This window comes from Streptomyces sp. NPDC037271, from assembly GCF_055603605.1.
The window spans coordinates 333,880-352,110 of sequence record NZ_JBVJVN010000005.1 but is presented as its reverse complement, the minus strand read 5'-3'; the positions used below and the strand labels follow the sequence as shown (position 1 = coordinate 352,110).

At 70.9% G+C, this 18,231-nt stretch carries 13 protein-coding genes; 9 read left to right on the top strand and 4 right to left on the bottom strand.

What is annotated here, in order from left to right; all coding sequences use genetic code 11:
- Positions 1-117 precede the first annotated feature (117 nt).
- Entirely contained in the window at positions 118-1,362 is a 1,245-nt protein-coding gene (locus ACZ7G3_RS13180; RefSeq protein WP_470925359.1) for a trypsin-like serine peptidase, read from the bottom strand.
- A 127-nt stretch (positions 1,363-1,489) separates the two neighbouring features.
- Positions 1,490-2,719 carry a trypsin-like serine peptidase gene (locus tag ACZ7G3_RS13175; protein ID WP_470925357.1) on the bottom strand — a complete coding sequence of 410 codons (1,230 nt, stop codon included), beginning with the start codon at positions 2,717-2,719 and terminating at the stop codon, positions 1,490-1,492.
- A gap of 672 nt (positions 2,720-3,391) precedes the next feature.
- Between ACZ7G3_RS13175 and ACZ7G3_RS13170 the strand changes: the two genes are divergently transcribed.
- From ACZ7G3_RS13170 to ACZ7G3_RS13155, 4 genes are all read left to right on the top strand, one after another.
- Complete coding sequence (locus ACZ7G3_RS13170) at positions 3,392-4,816, top strand: aminotransferase class III-fold pyridoxal phosphate-dependent enzyme (protein WP_470925432.1); 1,425 nt, start codon at positions 3,392-3,394, stop codon at positions 4,814-4,816.
- A 177-nt stretch (positions 4,817-4,993) separates the two neighbouring features.
- Entirely contained in the window at positions 4,994-6,775 is a 1,782-nt protein-coding gene (locus ACZ7G3_RS13165; protein WP_470925355.1) for an IucA/IucC family protein, read from the top strand.
- A gap of 62 nt (positions 6,776-6,837) precedes the next feature.
- A complete protein-coding gene (locus tag ACZ7G3_RS13160) occupies positions 6,838-7,530 on the top strand; it encodes a GNAT family N-acetyltransferase (RefSeq protein ID WP_470925353.1) in 693 nt (230 codons plus the stop codon).
- Between the two features lie 314 nt (positions 7,531-7,844).
- Positions 7,845-9,839 carry an ATP-dependent DNA helicase gene (locus ACZ7G3_RS13155; RefSeq protein ID WP_470925351.1) on the top strand — a complete coding sequence of 665 codons (1,995 nt, stop codon included), beginning with the start codon at positions 7,845-7,847 and terminating at the stop codon, positions 9,837-9,839.
- A gap of 133 nt (positions 9,840-9,972) precedes the next feature.
- Here ACZ7G3_RS13155 and lexA read toward each other — a convergent pair whose 3' ends face one another.
- Positions 9,973-10,752, bottom strand: a complete 780-nt coding sequence (gene lexA, locus ACZ7G3_RS13150; protein WP_426597849.1) for a transcriptional repressor LexA — start codon at positions 10,750-10,752, stop codon at positions 9,973-9,975.
- Between the two features lie 643 nt (positions 10,753-11,395).
- Between lexA and nrdR the strand changes: the two genes are divergently transcribed.
- Both nrdR and ACZ7G3_RS13140 read left to right on the top strand, forming a co-directional pair.
- Positions 11,396-11,947, top strand: coding sequence for a transcriptional regulator NrdR (gene nrdR, locus ACZ7G3_RS13145; RefSeq protein WP_426597850.1), 552 nt, complete (start codon positions 11,396-11,398; stop codon positions 11,945-11,947).
- Between the two features lie 167 nt (positions 11,948-12,114).
- Positions 12,115-15,012, top strand: coding sequence for a vitamin B12-dependent ribonucleotide reductase (locus ACZ7G3_RS13140; protein WP_426597851.1), 2,898 nt, complete (start codon positions 12,115-12,117; stop codon positions 15,010-15,012).
- Between the two features lie 96 nt (positions 15,013-15,108).
- On the opposite strand, the gene ACZ7G3_RS13135 is transcribed toward ACZ7G3_RS13140, so the two are convergent.
- On the bottom strand, positions 15,109-15,642 hold the full coding sequence (locus tag ACZ7G3_RS13135; protein ID WP_470925348.1) for a TerD family protein: 534 nt from the start codon (positions 15,640-15,642) through the stop codon (positions 15,109-15,111).
- Between the two features lie 158 nt (positions 15,643-15,800).
- Between ACZ7G3_RS13135 and ACZ7G3_RS13130 the strand changes: the two genes are divergently transcribed.
- The 3 genes from ACZ7G3_RS13130 to ACZ7G3_RS13120 all read left to right on the top strand — a co-directional run bounded on the left by ACZ7G3_RS13130 (position 15,801) and on the right by ACZ7G3_RS13120 (position 18,110).
- Entirely contained in the window at positions 15,801-16,418 is a 618-nt protein-coding gene (locus ACZ7G3_RS13130; protein ID WP_470925347.1) for a YdbC family protein, read from the top strand.
- 114 nt (positions 16,419-16,532) lie between these two features.
- Positions 16,533-17,192: a histidine phosphatase family protein gene (locus ACZ7G3_RS13125; protein WP_470925346.1), complete on the top strand. Its 660-nt coding sequence runs from the start codon at positions 16,533-16,535 to the stop codon at positions 17,190-17,192.
- 12 nt (positions 17,193-17,204) lie between these two features.
- Complete coding sequence (locus ACZ7G3_RS13120) at positions 17,205-18,110, top strand: ADP-ribosylglycohydrolase family protein (protein ID WP_426597855.1); 906 nt, start codon at positions 17,205-17,207, stop codon at positions 18,108-18,110.
- Positions 18,111-18,231: the final 121 nt, after the last annotated feature.

The following is an 18,231-nucleotide window of genomic DNA, read 5'->3' as shown; positions in this document are numbered from 1 at the left end:
GCCCGCCTCCGCACATCGCGGAGGCGGGCCTTCGGCGTGCGGGGGGCCCGAGCCCCGCCGGGCCGGGGCGGCGGACCCCGCCTGCCCGGGGTCCGAGCCCCGTACAGTCCCGTGCGGTCACTGACCGCCGTACGTCCTGCTCATGTTCTGGTACATCGCCTCGGCCTCCGGGCCCAGCTGCGGGCCCGCCAGCCACGTGTTGTCCAGCGGGCCGATCGAGGTGTTCGACACCAGCTTGGTCTCGCCGTCCACCACCCTGAACCAGCCGCCGCCGGACGAACCACCGGTCATGGTGCAGCCGATGCGGTACATCGTCGGCAGGGACGGGCTCAGCGACAGCCGGCCGGGCCGGTCGACGCACTTGAACATCGTCAGACCGTTGTACGGCGGCGCGGCCGGGTAGCCCCAGGCGCCCATGTCGGCGACCTCGGCCGCGGAGGGAGCGGAGAAGTCCACCTCCAGCGCGGCGCCGACCGTCTCCTCCAGGGACTTGCTGCCCTGCTCCGGCTTCACATGCAGCACGGAGTAGTCGTACGCGGCCCCGTCACCGCCGTTCTCCGCACCGCCCTCGATCCACTGATTCGAGGTCGCAGCCCAGTCGGCCCACCAGGTCCCGTAGGGCGCCATCTCGGTGGTCGTCGCGCCCGCCAGTTCCGCCTCGGACTTGCCGAGGTCGTTGTACGACGGCACGAACGCGATGTTGCGGTACCAGCCGCCGCTGCCTCCGGCGTGCACGCAGTGGCCGGCCGTCCACACCAGGTTGGACCTGCCCGGGTGGTTCGTGTCTTTGATGACGGTGCCGGAGCAGACCATCGACCCCTCGGGGCCGTCGAAGAAGACCTTGCCGACCGGGGCGGCGTTGTCGTGGTACGGGGTCTTCTCGGCCACGGCCTCGACGGGAGCCGGCTCCGGGTCGGTGGCGCCCCGGTCGGCGGCGGTGTCCTTGGTCGTGACGGTCTTGTCGGCCTCCTTCGCGGCCCGCATACGGTCCGGCTTCCACAGACCCTCGATCACCGGGTTGACGAAGTCCAGGGCCTCACTGAGCCACTTGTCCTTGTCCCAGTCCTTCCAGCCGCCGTCCTTCCACTGGTCGACGTCGATGCCGTGCTCCTTGAGGCGGTCCGCGAGGTCGGCCGGGAGCTGGACCTTGCCGTCGCCGGTGTCGCCGGTGTCGCCGGTACCGGCGGCCTGGGAGGTGGCCCCGCTGGGCTTGGCATCGGTCTCGTCCTTCTCCGCACCGCCGCAGGCGGTCGCGGTGAGCGCCAGGGCGGCGACGAGACCGGTTGCGGCGAGTGCGGTGCGGCGCCGGTGCCGCGGTGCGGAGGGGTGCCGCGGTGCGGCGGGCGCAGGTGCGGAACGCATGATGGAACGACCCCCGTCGGAATGAGTGAATGTCAACGTACGCATGTCATGGGACGTGCGGTGGAGTGCCGGGCCCGCCCGACGCACTCCACCGCCCTCCGAGTTGAGCGCCGTGTCCGGCGCCCGGTCACTGACCGGCGAACTTGCCGCTCACCGCGTCGAACACACCCTTGGCCTCCTTGCCCAGCCGCGGACCGGCCAGCCAGCCGGCCGTCACCGGGCCGATCGAGGTGTTGGACACCAGCGCCGGCTCGCCGTCGGACCCGGCCGCGACCCAGCCGCCGCCGGACGAACCGCCGGTCATGGTGCAGCCGATGCGGTACATCGTCGGGTCCGAAGCGCTGAGCGAAAGCCGCCCGGGCTTGTCCTCGCACTGGAACAGCTTCTGACCGTCGTACGGCGGCGCGGCCGGGTAGCCGATCGCCTTCATGTTCTCGACCTGCGGCACGGCGGGCGCGTCGAAGTCCACCGGAAGCGCCGCGCCGACCGTCTCCTCCAGCGACTTGCCGTCGCTGCCCTTCTCCGGCGTCACATGGATGACGGCGAAGTCGTACGAGGCGCCGTCACCGCCCGTCGCGCCGCCCTGCTCGATCCACTGGTCCGAGGTCTGGGCCCAGTCGCCCCACCAGACGCCGTAGGGAGCGACCTCCTCCTTGGTGGCGTTCTGCAGTTCCTCGGTCGACTTGCCGGCGTCGTTGTACGACGGCACGAAGGCGATGTTGCGGTACCAGCCGCCCTTCTTGCCCGCGTGCACACAGTGGCCGGCCGTCCACACCAGGTTGGACTTGCCGGGGTTGGCCGGGTCCTCCACGACGGTCGCCGAGCAGACCATCGAGCCCTGGGGGGAGTCGAAGAGCAGCTTGCCCGCGGTGGCGGCGCTGTCGTGGTACTTGGGCGGCACGGCCTTCGCCTGCACCGGCTGCGGCTCCGGGTCGGTGACGCCCTGGTCACCGGAGAGGTCGCTGTCGTCGACCTCCTGCTCGGGCTGCTCGGCCTCCCGCATGCGGTCCGGGTCCCACAGGTCCTCGATGATCGGGTTGACGAAGTCCTGCGCCTCGCGCAGCCAGTCGTCCTTGTTCCAGTTCTTCCAGGCGCCGTTCTTCCACTCGTCTACGTCGATCCCGTGTTCCTTGAGCTTGTCCTTGATGTGGTCCGGGATCCGGATCTCACCGTTGCCGCCGTCCGCGGTGGACGCGGAGGCCGAGGCGTCGCCGCCCGCCTCGGGGTCGCCGGACTCGCAGGCGGTGGCGGTGAGCGCGAGCGCCGAGACAAGCGCCACGGCGACCGGCACAGGAGACGTGCTGCGCCGCCCGCGCCTGTGCCCGCGCGTGGTGAACGACGGCCGTATGGATCGCATGGTGTTGACTTCCCCCTACTTACTGTGAACTGCACTGGAACGGCACCACACACTATTGGTTCGCTGTGGGGGAAGCCCGGTGGAACGGCAACGGTTTCGCTACGAGCAGGCCGCGGTTCGAGGAGCGGCCGAACGATGTGTGCCGAAGTGTTCCGTACGGCGCCGGTGGTGGCGAACGAGTCGGTGAAGTGCCGGACACCGGGGCACAAGGGGCGGTGGTCGCCTGCGCGGAGGCGGATGTGAGCGTGGCTGGGGAGTGCCTGCCCGTCCCACGCCGATGTCCTGTTGCGGGTGACGGGTGACGGGTGACGGGTGACGGGTGACGGGTGACGGCGGTGCAGTCCGGCAACCGGGGTCGCCGGGGCCCGGGTTGCGGCACGCGGAGCGAGGGCGGGCTGAGGGGAGAGCCGCCGTGTCCCGGCAGGTGGCCGGCACGGTGACCTCATGTCCGGGGCCGTCGTCCCGCCGCGGCGAGGAACTCCGGGCAACCCGTAACCCGTAACCCGGAGGACGGTCCACGGTTGGTAGCGGTGGGGGCCTGCTGTCCGGGTGCGGTCCCCGTGCCGAGGGCGACCCGGCGCATCGGGTCGCGTCTGGACAGCGGGAGGTCGGAGAGCCGTGGCGGAAACCGCGTACAGGAGGTTTGCGTCCGGAAGCGGGAACGCCGGGCCGATCGCGGGCGAGGGCTTGGCCGATGAGGCGTCCGCGCGGGCGCGCACCGCACGGGAGAAGGCTGCGAAGCCCCGGCCGTCGCGTGAGCGGGCGGCACGTACCTGCGTACGGACTCTGCCGGTCGTGCCGGTCCGGGCCCGTGGTCTCACCATCGAGGGCGCGGACGGTCGCCGCTACCTGGACTGCGTCTCGGGAGCGGGGGCACTGGCTCTGGGCCACCATCACCCGGTGGTCCTCGAGGCGATCCGCAAGGTGCTCGACTCGGGCGCCCCCTTGCAGGTCATGAACCTCACGACCCCTGTCGAGGACGCCTTCGTCACCGAACTGCTGCGCACCCTGCCGCCAGGCCTCGCCGATCACGCACGCGTCCGGTTCTGCGGACCAGCCGTCACCGACCCGCTCGTCACCGCGGTCGGACTGGTCCGCGCCGCCACCGGGCGGAGTCGGGTGGTCACCTTCACCCACCAGGTCGACGGGCCGGTTCCAGAGGCCTGGACGGGGCCCGGCGACGCCTGCGGCACCCGCTCCACCCGGCTTCCGTACCCGGGTGACGAACTCGACTTCCGTGACCCGGGTGACGCACACCGCGCGGGCGCCGTCGCAGGCCAACGCGGGGACGAACTCGCCGCTGACGGGGCCGAGTCCGCCCTCGGCGACCGCCGGCCGGGGCGGAAACTGCCCGCAGGGGTGATCCTGGAACCGGTCCGCAGCGAGGACGGCGTGTTTCCCGCGTCGGACACCTGGATGCGGCGCATGCGGCGTATCACGGCCGAACGTTCCGTCCCGCTGATCGCCGACGAGACCGCGACGGGCGTCGGGCGGACCGGCGCCTTCTGGGCGGTCGAACACAGTGGAGTCCTCCCCGACGTCCTGATCCTCTCCGAGGCGGTCGGCGGCAGCCTGCCGCTGGCCGCGGTGGTGCACCACACCGACCTGTACGCGGGCGAACCCGGGAGCGGCACCTTCCGCGGCAACCAACTCGCCCTGGCCGCAGGAGCGGCGACCCTTGCCCACGTCCGCGAACACCGCCTCGCCGAGCACGCCGCAGCGCTGGGTGCACGGATACTGACCCGACTGCGCGGACTGGCCGAGGTGTTTCCGTTCGTCGGTGACGTGCGGGGACGGGGCCTCATGATCGGCATCGAGCTGGTCGCGCCGGACGGTGCGCCCGACACCCCCGCCGACGGCGTCCGCCCCGGTCCCGCCGCCGAACTCGCGGCCTCCGTCCAACGGGAGTGTCTGCGCCGTGGATTGATCGTGGACGTCACCGGCCCGGCCGCCAACGTCGTACGCCTGCTGCCGCCGCTGATCGTCACCGAGGAGCAGACGACGGCGGTCCTGGAGCGACTGGCCGACGCGGTCGAGGCGGTGGACCGAGGCCTTGGCGGCCACGCCCCGCCGGGCGGGGTGCGCGCTCCGCGTTGAGATCCGCCGCCCGGACACAGCACGTCAAGAGGACCCACGTTGCCCACGTCGCACACCGATCCCGCACCACATTCGGCACCCGCCGCCGTCACCGCACACACGCCCCCGCCCACACCGGTGTCTGCCGCCGCTCCCGGGCCCGCACCGGACCTCACGCACCACGGCGACACCTACCCCGTGGCCCAGGCAGCGGCCGTGGAGAACCTCCTCCGCTGCTGGGCCCGCGAGAGCGACGTGCCCGCTCCCGGCAACGGTGTTCTCCAGGTGCCGCTCCCCGCGAGCGGCACCGCCCTGACCGTTCCCGTCCACTACTGGTCCCGGACGGGCCGGCACGTCTTCGGCCCGCCGCGCCTGGCCGGCGCCCCCGCCTCGGCTCCGTCCGTGGACGCGGTCACGGTCGCCGCTCTGCTCGCACGGGAGACGTCCCGCGACCCGGGGCCCGGCGAGGCCGAACTCGTCGTGGGAGTCGCCGACTCCGTCCGTCGTACCGCCGCGTTCCTGCGAGACCGCCGGGAACGCGCCTCCGACGGCTCCGGTCCCCTCGACGGCTCCCGTCCCTTCGACGGTTCCGGTCCCTCCGGCGGCCCCGACCTCTTCCTCGCCGCCGAGCAGGCACTGCTTCTCGGGCATCCGCTGCATCCCACACCGAAGAGCCGCGAGGGCCTCACCGAGGCGGAGTCGCGGCTGTACTCACCCGAACTGCGCGGCTCCTTCCCGCTGCACTGGCTGGCCGTCGCACCCTCCGTACTCGCCACCGACTCGGCCTGGACGGAGCGCGGCCGGCCGGTCGCCGCGCCCGAGCTGACCGCACGCCTCGCCGGGGACGGGCCGGCGCCGCCGGACGGATACGCGGTCCTCCCCCTGCACCCCTGGCAGTTCCGCGCGGTACGGCACCGGCCCGGGACCGCGGCCCTGCTGGACGCGGGCCTGCTCAGGGACCTCGGTGTCCAGGGTGCGCCCTGGCATCCCACCTCCTCCCTGCGGACGGTCCACCGGACCGGCGCCCCGGCCATGCTCAAGCTCTCGCTGGCCCTGAACATCACCAACTCCCGCCGGGAAAACCTTCGCAAGGAACTCCACCGCGGAGTGGAGGTGCACCGTCTGCTGCGACGCGGCCTGTCCCGGCAGTGGCAGGCGGCCCACCCGGACTTCGACATCGTCCGCGACCCGGCCTGGATCGCCGTCGACGGACCGGACGGCAGACCCGTGCGCGGGCTCGACGTCATCATCCGGCACAACCCGTTCCGGCCCTCGGACGACGTCTCCTGCGTCGCCGGTCTCGTCGCGCCGTGGCCGCACGGCCAGGCGGACGGTTCCGACCGGCGTTCCTCCCGCGCCCCGCGCTCCCGGCTGGCCGAGGTCGTCACCCGGCTCGCCGGGCGGACCGGCCGCCCCCGCACGGCCGTCGCCGCCGAGTGGTTCCTGCGCTACCTCCACCACGTCGTACGTCCCGTGCTGTGGCTGGACGCCCACGCCGGCGTCGCCCTGGAGGCGCACCAGCAGAACACCCTCGTCCTGCTGGACGCCGACGGCTGGCCCGCAGGCGGCCGCTACCGCGACAACCAGGGCTACTACTTCCGCGAGTCCCGGCGGGCCGAACTCGACGCCCGGCTGCCCGGCGTCGGCGCGTACAGCGACACGTTCGTCGCCGACGAGGTCGTCAACGAGCGCTTCACCTACTACCTGGCCATCAACAACGTGTTCGGTCTCATCGGCGACTTCGGTTCCCAGAGCCTCGCCGACGAGCGACTGCTGCTCGCGGCCTTCCGCCGCCTCCTCCGCCGGGCCGCCTCGGGCCCCGAGCCGCTGCGCAGTCCGCTGCCGGCCCACCTCCTCGACTCGCCCGTCCTCCGCTGCAAGGCCAACCTGCTCACCCGGCTGCACGGCCTCGACGAACTCGTCGGCCCGGTGGACACCCAGTCCGTCTACATCACCCTCACCAACCCGCTGCACTCCTGAGCAGGCCCACGACCCTTCCTCCGACTCTCTTCCCCCCTCTCCTCTCCCGAAAGAGCGACACCGTGGCTTCCACCGACGCCGGCGCCGACGACACCCTGGACCTGCACCTTCCCGAGGAGTTCGTCGCCCTCTTCGGGAAGGAGGGGAACGACCTCACCGGAGCGGAGACGCCACGGGCCGGTGACGACCTGCTCGACCGTGTCGCCGACTGGGGGCCGGTCCTCACCCCCGTGGGGGTGTTCCACCTGGCACCCGTGCGTGTCGGACAGCACGTGCCGCTCATCAGCCGCTGGATGAACGACCCCGCCGTCGCCGCGTTCTGGGAGCTGACCGGACCCGAGAGCGTGACCGAGGAGCACGTACGGGCGCAGCTCGCCGGCGACGGGCGCAGTGTCCCGTGCGTCGGCGTGCTGGACGGCGTGCCGATGAGCTACTGGGAGATCTACCGGGCCGACCTCGACCCGCTGGCCCGGCACTGCCCCGTCCGGCCGCACGACACCGGCCTCCATCTCCTGATCGGCGATGTCGCCGACCGCGGGCAGGGCGTCGGGACCACGCTGATCGGTGCCGCCGCCGACCTGGTCCTCGCGAGGCGGCCCGCCTGCACGCGTGTGCTCGCCGAACCCGACGTCCGCAACACGGCCTCCGTCGCCGCGTTCCTCGGCGCCGGGTTCCGGTTCTCAGCCGAGGTCGACCTGCCCGCCAAGCGGGCCGCCCTCGTGATCCGCGACCGGACGCCGTGCGAACTGCCGTAGCGTCGTGCGGCCCGGTTCGACGGCTTGATCAGTGCCGCCCCCACGCGCGGACCGGCCCCTCACCCGCCAAGGAGCCCACCCTTGCCCCCGCCCTCCCCGCAGCCCGTCAGTCCTTCCTGTCCCTCCGGTCCCTGTCACTCCTCCGGTTTCTCCGGTCTCTCCTGCCCCTCGGGTTCCCTCTTGCTGCTCTGGCCCCTCCCGCCGCTCCAGCTTCTCCGGCCGCTCCAGCTTCTCCGGCCCCTCCGGCCCCTCCAGGCCACCCCTTCGGCCTCACCCGCACGATTGTCAGTCCCGGGCCGTAGGGTGGTCGCGCTATGACGAAGCCCTCACTCCCCGAACTCCTGCACGCCGCCGTCACCGCCGTCGGCGGCACGGAGCGTCCCGGCCAGGTAGCCATGGCCGAAGCCGTCGAGGAAGCCATCGACGGCGGCTCCCATCTGCTGGTCCAGGCCGGCACCGGCACCGGCAAGTCGCTGGGCTATCTGGTGCCCGCGCTGGCACACGGGGAGCGGGTCGTCGTGGCCACCGCGACCCTGGCCCTGCAGCGCCAGCTGGTCGAGCGGGACCTGCCCCGCACGGTCGACGCACTCCATCCCCAGCTGCGCCGCCGCCCGGAGTTCGCGATGCTCAAGGGCCGGTCGAACTACCTGTGCCTGCACCGACTCCACGAGGGAGTCCCGCAGGACGAGGAGGAGGGCCTCTTCGACCAGTTCGAGGCCGCCGCCCCCACCAGCAAGCTGGGCCAGGACCTGCTGCGGATGCGCGACTGGGCGGACGAGACCGAGAGCGGTGACCGCGACGACCTGACGCCCGGTGTCTCCGACCGGGCCTGGTCGCAGGTGTCGGTGTCCTCCCGGGAGTGTCTGGGCGCCTCGAAGTGCGCCTACGGCGCCGAGTGCTTCGCCGAGATGGCTCGCGAGCGCGCCAAACTCTCCGACGTCGTCGTCACCAACCACGCGCTGCTCGCCATCGACGCCATCGAGGGCGCCCCGGTCCTGCCGCAGCACGAGGTGCTGATCGTCGACGAGGCGCACGAGCTGGTCTCCCGGGTCACCGGGGTGGCCACCGGTGAGCTCACGCCCGGCCAGGTCAACCGCGCGGCGCGGCGGGCCGCGAAACTCGTCAACGAGAAGGCCGCCGACCAGCTCCAGACCGCGGCCGAGGGGTTCGAGCGGCTGATGGAGCTGGCGCTGCCGGGCCGGCTGGAGGAGATCCCGGAGGACCTCGGCTACGCGCTGATGGCGCTGCGCGACGCCTGCCGTACGGTCATCTCGGCGATCGGCGCGACCCGCGACAAGTCCGTGCAGGACGAGGACGCCGTCCGCAAGCAGGCGCTGGCCTCCGTGGAGTCCGTGCACGACGTGGCGGAGCGGATCACGAACGGCTCCGAGTGGGACGTCGTCTGGTACGAGCGGCACGACCGCTTCGGTGCCTCCCTGCGGGTCGCCCCCATGTCCGTCGCCGGCCTGCTGCGCGAGAAGCTCTTCGCGGACCGCTCGGTCGTCCTGACCTCCGCGACCCTGAAGCTGGGCGGCGACTTCAACGGCGTCGGAGCATCCCTCGGCCTCGCTCCGGAGGGCACCGAGGGCGACGACGTCCCCCAGTGGAGGGGCTTCGACGTGGGGTCGCCCTTCGACTACCGCAAGCAGGGCATCCTGTACGTCGCCAAGCACCTGGCCCGCCCCGCCCGCGACGGCGACCGCGGCGACATGCTCGACGAGCTGACGGAGCTGATCCAGGCCGCGGGCGGTCGCACGCTGGGGCTGTTCTCCTCGATGCGGGCGGCCCAGCTGGCCGCCGAGGAACTGCGCTCCCGCATCCCGGAGTACCCGATCCTTCTCCAGGGCGAGGAGACACTCGGTGAGCTGATCAAGAACTTCGCCGCCGACCCGAAGACCTGTCTCTTCGGCACGCTGTCGCTCTGGCAGGGCGTGGACGTCCCCGGGCCGAGCTGTCAACTGGTCGTCATGGACAAGATTCCGTTCCCGCGCCCGGACGACCCCTTGATGTCCGCCCGCCAGAAGGCGGTGGAGGAGGCCGGCGGTAACGGTTTCATGGCGGTCGCCGCCACGCATGCCGCGTTGCTGATGGCCCAGGGAGCGGGCCGCCTGGTCCGGGCGTCGGGCGACCGCGGCGTGGTCGCCGTACTGGACCAGCGACTGGCGACGGCCCGGTACGGGAGCTATCTGAAGGCGTCGCTGCCCGATTTCTGGTTCACCACGGACCGCAACCAGGTCCGCAAGTCACTCGCCGCGATCGATGCGACGGCACGGCAGACGGAAGCGGAGACGGCGGCGGAGGGCGGCTGAACGCGGTCTCCTGCACGGCGGTCACCGGGGCCTGGCCCTCCACACAGCGCAGGGCCCCGGAACCGGCGCAGAGGTTCCGGGGCCCGGTCGGGTCGGCGGGTCGCTGTCGTGGCGTACCCGCCCGCCGTGGCGCTCAGACGCGGCGCAGTACGGCCACCACCTTGCCGAGGATGGTCGCGTCGTCACCGGGGATCGGCTCGTACGCCGAGTTGTGCGGGAGGAGCCAGACGTGGCCGTCCTCACGCTTGAAGCGCTTGACGGTGGCTTCGCCGTCGAGCATCGCGGCCACGATGTCGCCGTTCTCGGCGACCGGCTGGCGGCGGACGGTGACCCAGTCGCCGTCGCAGATGGCGGCCTCGATCATCGAGTCGCCGACGACCTTCAGGACGAACAGCTCGCCGTCACCGACCAGCTGCCGGGGCAGCGGGAAGACGTCCTCGACGGATTCCTCGGCGAGGATCGGTCCGCCGGCGGCGATGCGCCCGACGAGCGGGACGTACGACGCGGCCGGCTTGCCGGCGGTGTCCGTGGGCTGCACGGAGGAGGCCTGGTCGGAGCCGCGCACCTCGTAGGCGCGCGGGCGGTGCGGGTCGCGGCGCAGGAAGCCCTTGCGCTCCAGCGCCATCAGCTGGTGTGCGACGGAGGAGGTGCTGGAGAGGCCGACGGCCTGGCCGATCTCCCGCATGGACGGCGGGTACCCGCGCCGCTGCACGGAGTCGCGGATGACCTCGATCACCCGGCGCTGGCGGTCGGTGAGTCCTGAACTGTCCGCCCGGATGCCAGGAGGTCGGCCTGGCAGGGAGCGCTTGTGCCCCTCTGGATTCACGGCGTCGCTCATCGCGTGCACCGGCTCAGGTCGGCCCTGGGGGCGGTCCTGGGCAGTGATGGCGGCACTGTCGGCGGTGGTGGTCACGTCGGCCCCTCTCGATGGTCTCCCTGCTGCACAACGGTAGTAGCTTTCGAAAGGTTGCGCCAAACACACGTTCGAGTGAAAAATCGCGAATCGGTCGCCCGGTTGGCGTGTCGGGGTGTATGGCTTGCGCGATGCCACGCGTTGCCTGGCGGACGAAAGGGTCCATTGCGGTACTCTTCACCGCCGTGGTGGCAACCTCGGGGGTGTCGCTCCAGTCTGCCATCCGGCGTTCCGTTCGACGGCGTGGGTCCCTCATCCTTGCGGTAGCCCCACGCCCCCTTCTCGCGGTGCTCACGGTATCTCCGCATGCCCCGGCCGGCCCGGTCGCGCGTGCCCGCGCCCGCCCAGCCTCCGGGCCGTACCGCGCCTGCCGCGTGCCCGTGCGGTGCCCGTGCGCGCCGCGTCGTTCGGGCCCTTCGGCGCCTCCGCGTCTGGCGCCTGTACGTACGGGAGCGATACGGGTGCAGGGCGTGTATGTGTGAGTCAATCCCCACATCTAGTGGTTGGATTGCATCAGCAGCCCACAAGTTGTGGTCCCCCGGGTCTTCGGCCCTGCCGCGATCGCCTATGCTGGGGGCTGCTTCGAGGGGCCTGAAGGGCCTCCCGAGGCCATTGAGTCTGCTGTGAGGAGGGTTCGGAGATCATGCACTGCCCCTTCTGCAGGCACCCCGACAGCCGTGTCGTCGACAGTCGTACGACCGACGACGGCACGTCGATCCGCCGGCGCCGCCAGTGTCCTGACTGCTCCCGTCGTTTCACGACCGTGGAGACGTGCTCGCTCATGGTGGTGAAGCGGTCCGGGGTCACCGAACCGTTCAGCCGGACCAAGATCATCAACGGTGTGCGCAAGGCCTGCCAGGGCCGGCCCGTCACCGAGGACGCGCTCGCCCAGCTCGGCCAGCGGGTCGAGGAGGCGGTGCGGGCCACCGGAAGTGCCGAGCTGACCACCCACGACGTGGGGCTGGCCATACTCGGTCCCTTGCAGGAACTCGACCTCGTCGCCTATCTGCGATTCGCCTCCGTCTACCGGGCGTTCGACTCGCTCGAGGACTTCGAGGCCGCGATCGCGGAGCTCAGGGAGGCGACGGGGCGCCCCGGCGGAGACGGCGACGACGCCGGTGCGGGGAGCCAGGAGAACGACCGCGGGTCCGCGGGGGCGGCACAGGTCCCCGAGCCCGCGGGCGCCGCCGACTGACCGGCGGGCCGGACCCGGACTTCGGCGCCCGGGCCCGGCCGGACGGCGGCGAATGACAAAGACCTGTTGCGGGCGGAGCGAGAGATGCCCGCAATACAAGACAGAACACGTGCCACGGGAACAATCGGGGCACTTCAGGGCGTTTTCGCCCGTACATGGGAGGCGGCATGACAGAGACGGCGAGCGGTCCGGCACGGAGTTCCCGCGCCAAGGGCACCAAGGCGGGCAAGGGACTCCGCGTCGAGCGCGTCCACACCACTCCCGGAGTCCACCCCTACGACGAGGTGGCCTGGGAGCGTCGTGACGTCGTCATGACCAACTGGCGCGACGGCTCGGTCAACTTCGAGCAGCGTGGCGTCGAGTTCCCCGAGTTCTGGTCGGTGAACGCGGTCAACATCGTCACCAGCAAGTACTTCCGGGGCGCCGTCGGCACCCCGCAGCGCGAGGTGAGCCTGAAGCAGCTCATCGACCGCATCGTGAAGACGTACCGGAAGGCCGGTGAGGACCACAAGTACTTCGCCTCGCCCGCCGACGCCGAGATCTTCGAGCACGAGCTGGCCTACGCCCTCCTGCACCAGATCTTCAGCTTCAACAGCCCCGTCTGGTTCAACGTCGGCACGCCCCAGCCGCAGCAGGTCTCCGCCTGCTTCATCCTGTCCGTCGACGACTCCATGGAGTCGATCCTCGACTGGTACAAGGAAGAGGGCATGATCTTCAAGGGCGGCTCGGGCGCCGGTCTGAACCTCTCCCGGATCCGCTCCTCCAAGGAGCTGCTCTCCTCCGGCGGCAACGCCTCAGGACCGGTCTCCTTCATGCGCGGCGCCGACGCCTCCGCCGGCACGATCAAGTCCGGTGGCGCCACCCGCCGCGCCGCCAAGATGGTCATCCTCGACGTCGACCACCCCGACATCGAGGACTTCATCGAGACCAAGGTCAAGGAAGAGGAGAAGATCCGCGCCCTGCGCGACGCGGGCTTCGACATGGACCTGGGCGGCGACGACATCACGTCCGTCCAGTACCAGAACGCCAACAACTCGGTCCGCGTGAACGACACGTTCATGAAGGCCGTCCAGGACGGCGGCAAGTTCGGTCTGACGTCCCGCATGACCGGCGAGGTCATCGAGGAGGTCGAGGCCAAGGCACTCTTCCGCAAGATGGCCGAGGCCGCCTGGGCCTGCGCCGACCCGGGCATCCAGTACGACGACACCATCAACCACTGGCACACCTGCCCGGAGTCCGGCCGCATCAACGGCTCGAACCCCTGCAGCGAGTACATGCACCTGGACAACACGTCCTGCAACCTCGCCTCGCTGAACCTGATGAAGTTCCTGAAGGACGACGGCAAGGGCAACCAGTCCTTCGACGCGGAGCGCTTCGCGAAGGTCGTCGAGCTCGTCATCACCGCGATGGACATCTCCATCTGCTTCGCGGACTTCCCGACCCAGAAGATCGGCGAGAACACCCGCGCCTACCGCCAGCTCGGCATCGGCTACGCCAACCTCGGCGCCCTGCTGATGGCGACCGGCCACGCGTACGACTCCGACGGCGGCCGCGCCCTGGCCGGCGCCATCACCTCGCTGATGACCGGCACGTCGTACCGGCGCTCCGCCGAGCTCGCCGCGATCGTCGGCCCGTACGACGGCTACGCCCGCAACGCGCAGCCGCACCTGCGGGTCATGAAGCAGCACTCCGACGAGAACGCCAAGGCCGTCCGCATGGACGACCTGGACACGCCGATCTGGGCCGCCGCCACCGAGGCCTGGCAGGACGTGCTGCGCCTCGGCGAGAAGAACGGTTTCCGTAACGCCCAGGCGTCCGTCATCGCCCCGACCGGCACCATCGGTCTGGCGATGTCCTGCGACACCACCGGCCTCGAGCCCGACCTCGCCCTGGTCAAGTTCAAGAAGCTGGTCGGCGGCGGCTCGATGCAGATCGTCAACGGCACCGTCCCGCAGGCCCTGCGCCGCCTGGGCTACCAGGAGGAGCAGATCGAGGCGATCGTCGCCCACATCGCCGAGCACGGCAACGTGATCGACGCCCCCGGCCTCAAGCACGAGCACTACGAGGTCTTCGACTGCGCCATGGGCGAGCGCTCCATCTCCGCGATGGGCCACGTCCGCATGATGGCCGCCATCCAGCCGTGGATCTCCGGCGCCCTCTCCAAGACGGTCAACCTGCCGGAGTCGGCGACCGTCGAGGACGTCGAGGAGGTCTACTTCGAGGCCTGGAAGATGGGCGTCAAGGCGCTCGCCATCTACCGCGACAACTGCAAGGTCGGCCAGCCCCTCTCCGCCAAGACCAAGGAGAAGTCCGCGACGGACGCCGTCGCGGAGAAGGCCGAGGCGACCATCCGCGAGACGGTCGAGAAGGTCGTCGAGTACCGTCCGGTACGCAAGCGCCTCCCGAAGGGTCGTCCTGGCATCACCACGTCCTTCACGGTCGGCGGCGCCGAGGGCTACATGACCGCCAACTCCTACCCGGACGACGGTCTCGGCGAGGTCTTCCTGAAGATGTCCAAGCAGGGTTCGACCCTCGCGGGAATGATGGACGCCTTCTCCATCGCGGTATCCGTCGGCCTCCAGTACGGCGTGCCGCTGGAGACGTACGTCTCGAAGTTCACCAACATGCGCTTCGAGCCGGCCGGTATGACGGACGACCCGGACGTGCGGATGGCGCAGTCGATCGTCGACTACATCTTCCGCCGCCTGGCGCTGGACTTCCTGCCCTTCGAGACGCGCTCCGCGCTCGGCATCCACTCCGCCGAAGAGCGTCAGCGTCACCTGGAGACGGGCTCGTACGAGCCGTCCGACGACGAGCTCGACGTCGAGGGCCTGGCCCAGTCGGCGCCGCGCGCCCAGGAGCTGAAGGCCGTCGCCACGCCGAAGGCCGAGGTCGAGGCGGCCAAGCCCGCTCCGCAGCAGGCGCACACCAGCGCCGAGCTGGTGGAGATGCAGCTGGGCATCCAGGCCGACGCTCCGCTGTGCTTCTCCTGCGGCACGAAGATGCAGCGCGCCGGTTCCTGCTACATCTGCGAGGGCTGCGGCTCGACCAGCGGTTGCAGCTGACCCGTAGGTCCACATGAGTAAGGGGCGTCCGCCAAGGCGGACGCCCCTTACTCATACGCGGCTGCTCATACGCGACTGCTCATGCGCCGGGCGCCGTCAGGGGCGGCGTGTCGCACCCATCGTGGCGGCGAACGCCGCGCGATCCCCCTCGAAACCGTGCACGCCGGCCCGGAACTCCCATGCCCCCGTCTCGTCCCGGACGAACTCGGCGACCGTCGCCGCCGACGCGCCCAGGACACCGCTGAAGTCGTCCGTCGCAAGGTCGGTGTGGCCCTCACGGATGCGCAGGCCCGGGTTGCCCACGTCCCCGAAGGCCCGGTCCTCGGTGCGCTGCTGGATCGCGACGCCCACCACCACGCGCGCGTACCGCGCGTCGAGCCGCTCCAGCTCCAGCGTCATGACCTCGTCGAAGCCGAAGCCCTTGCCGTCCCGGCTGTCCCGGTTCAGATAGATGGTGCCGTCGGGGGAGCGGCTGTCGAAGTGCACCACATAAGAGGGGTCGCCGTACGGATCACCCACCGGATAGGTCCCGGCGACGAGGTCCAGGTCGGCGGCTGGCTGCCCCGCCGGACTGGGGTCCCACCGCAGTGCGACCTCGACCTTGCGAATGCCCTTGTTGAGGCCGTTCACGAACATCCCCTTCCCTGGTCCCGCGCCCCTGCCCGGCCACTTCAACTGCCGAGTGGTGACGGTCGGTTGCCCATCCTGCCACGCGCAGCGAGCCTGCTGCGGGCAAGCGGTCCCGCGGAGAGTGACCGGTACCACGTTCCCTGGCCTACCATGGCGCGGTGCTGGTCAAGTGGATTCGCTGCACCGTGGTGGACCGCCGCGGTTTCGAGCGGGGGCAGCGGAAGTGGGCGGGGCTTCCGGGGGAGCCGGGTTTTCGGGGACAGGGGGGTGGCTGGAGCCGGGGGCGGCAGGACGTGGCGCATGTCTTCGCCTTCTGGGAGAGCCGTGCCTTCTACGACTCGTTCATGGCCCGTTCCCACGACCGGCTCGCCTCGGCCCAGGCAGGCACCTTCAAGGATGCCCAGGTAAGGCTCTTCGACTACCGGTTCGACGTGAAGACCGGGTTCGAACCGCGCTTCACCGACGCCGACCTGCTGCGGGTGGCGCTCTGTCGCGTCCACGAGGAGCGGGCCGAGCACTACGTCCTCATGCAGGAGAAGGTCTGGAACCCCGCGATGGCCGGTTCGCCCGGTATGGTCCGCGGGCTGTTCGGCGAGGCACCGGGGAACGAGTACCTGGTGCTGTCCATGTGGCGGTCGGCCGCCGAGCACGGCAAGTACCGCACCGAGAGGGTGGAGCGGCTCGCCCTGCGCGCTCAGACGGAGGCCGACATCGCGGCACTGACCGGGGACATCGTGCGACTGGAACCCTCGTGGACCGTTGAGATCGGATCCTGACCGAGTGCCCCTGCGCCCGACGGGTGCCGACCCGGATGTGGAAACTGTGTGACGTACGCCGTACGGGGCCCGTTCGAGTGCTTGGTTCCGTCCCTTTCGATCTAGGGTTCTGACATGGCACGACCACGGCGCATCGTTCTTGTCCGGCACGGCGAGTCGACGGGAAATGTCGATGACTCCGTGTACGAGCGCGAGCCCGACCACGCGCTGGCCCTCACGGAACGGGGCCGGACGCAGGCAGAGGAGACGGGCAAGAGGCTGCGCGAGGTGTTCGGCCACGAGCGGGTCAGCGTGTACGTCTCCCCGTACCGCCGGACCCACGAGACACTGCGCTCTTTTCGCCTCGATCCCGGACTCATACGGATACGGGAGGAGCCCCGGCTGCGTGAGCAGGACTGGGGCAACTGGCAGGACTGCGACGACGTGCGCCGGCAGAAGGCCTACCGGGACGCCTACGGCCACTTCTTCTACCGCTTCGCCCAGGGCGAGTCCGGTGCCGACGTGTACGACCGGGTCGGCGGTTTCCTGGAGAGCCTGTTCCGCAGTTTCGAGGACTCCGACCATCCGCCGAACGTCCTCCTGGTGACCCACGGCCTGGCGATGCGACTGTTCTGCATGCGGTGGTTCCACTGGACGGTCGCGGAATTCGAGTCGCTGTCGAACCCCGGGAACGGCGAGATGCGCATGCTCGTTCTCGGTGACGACGGCAAGTACACCCTTGACCGTCCCTTCGATCGCTGGCGAGATCCGGAACCGTACGGGATCACCGGATAGAGTGGCAGGGCGATGACCGCTCATTCATCTCCCGACGGGCGCCTGGACCGGGCCCTGTCCAGCCTGCGCGGACTGTCGGTGGGCGACGCGCTGGGCTCACAGTTCTTCGTGCCGGCGAACTACCCGCTGCTGAAATGCCGCGAGCTGCCCCCTGGTACCTGGCAGTGGACGGACGACACGGAAATGGCGTGCTCCGTGGTCTCCGTCCTGGCCACCCACCACCGCATCGACCAGGACGCGCTGGCGCTCTCCTTCGCCCGGCACCACGACTTCGACCGCGGCTACGGCCCCGCCGTCAACCGGCTGCTGCGACTGGTCCGGGAAGGCGGTGACTGGCGGGAGCTCGCCGCCGCGCTGTTCAACGGCCAGGGCTCCTGGGGCAACGGCGCCGCGATGCGCATCGCGCCGCTGGGCGCCTGGTACGCGGACGACCCGGAGCAGGCGACCCATCAGGCGGAGATCTCGGCCTACCCCACGCATCAGCACCGCGAGGCGGTGGTCGGCGCCATGGCGGTCGCCGCGGCCGCCGCACTGGCCGCGGACCCCGGCGGCCCTCCCACCCCCCACGCGCTCCTGGACGGGGTGATCGCCCTGGTGCCGAAGAGCGCGGTCGGCGCCGGACTGCGACGAGCCCGGGACATGCTCGACTACGGCGACGCGACCACGGTCGCGGCGGTGCTGGGCTGCGGCAGGCGTACCACCGCACACGACACGGTTCCCTTCGCCCTCTGGTCCGCGGCGCGCTCCCTCGGAGCCTACGAGCGCGCCTTCTGGACGACCGCCCAGGTCGGCGGGGATGTGGACACGACCTGTGCCATCGTGGGCGGGGTGGTTGCCGCGGGCGAGACCGGAGCGCCGCCGCCCGAGTGGGCGGGGCGGGTCGAGGCGCTGCCCGAGTGGATGTCGGCGCAGGCTTAGCGGACTCTCCGTATGCGGCGGGAACTCTGTGTGACCGCTCGTCCGTTGTCTCGTGACAACCGTTGTGCGAGGCGTGAGCCTGGCCGGGAGTGTCACGAGGGGGTAGCGCATGGGGTGGTTG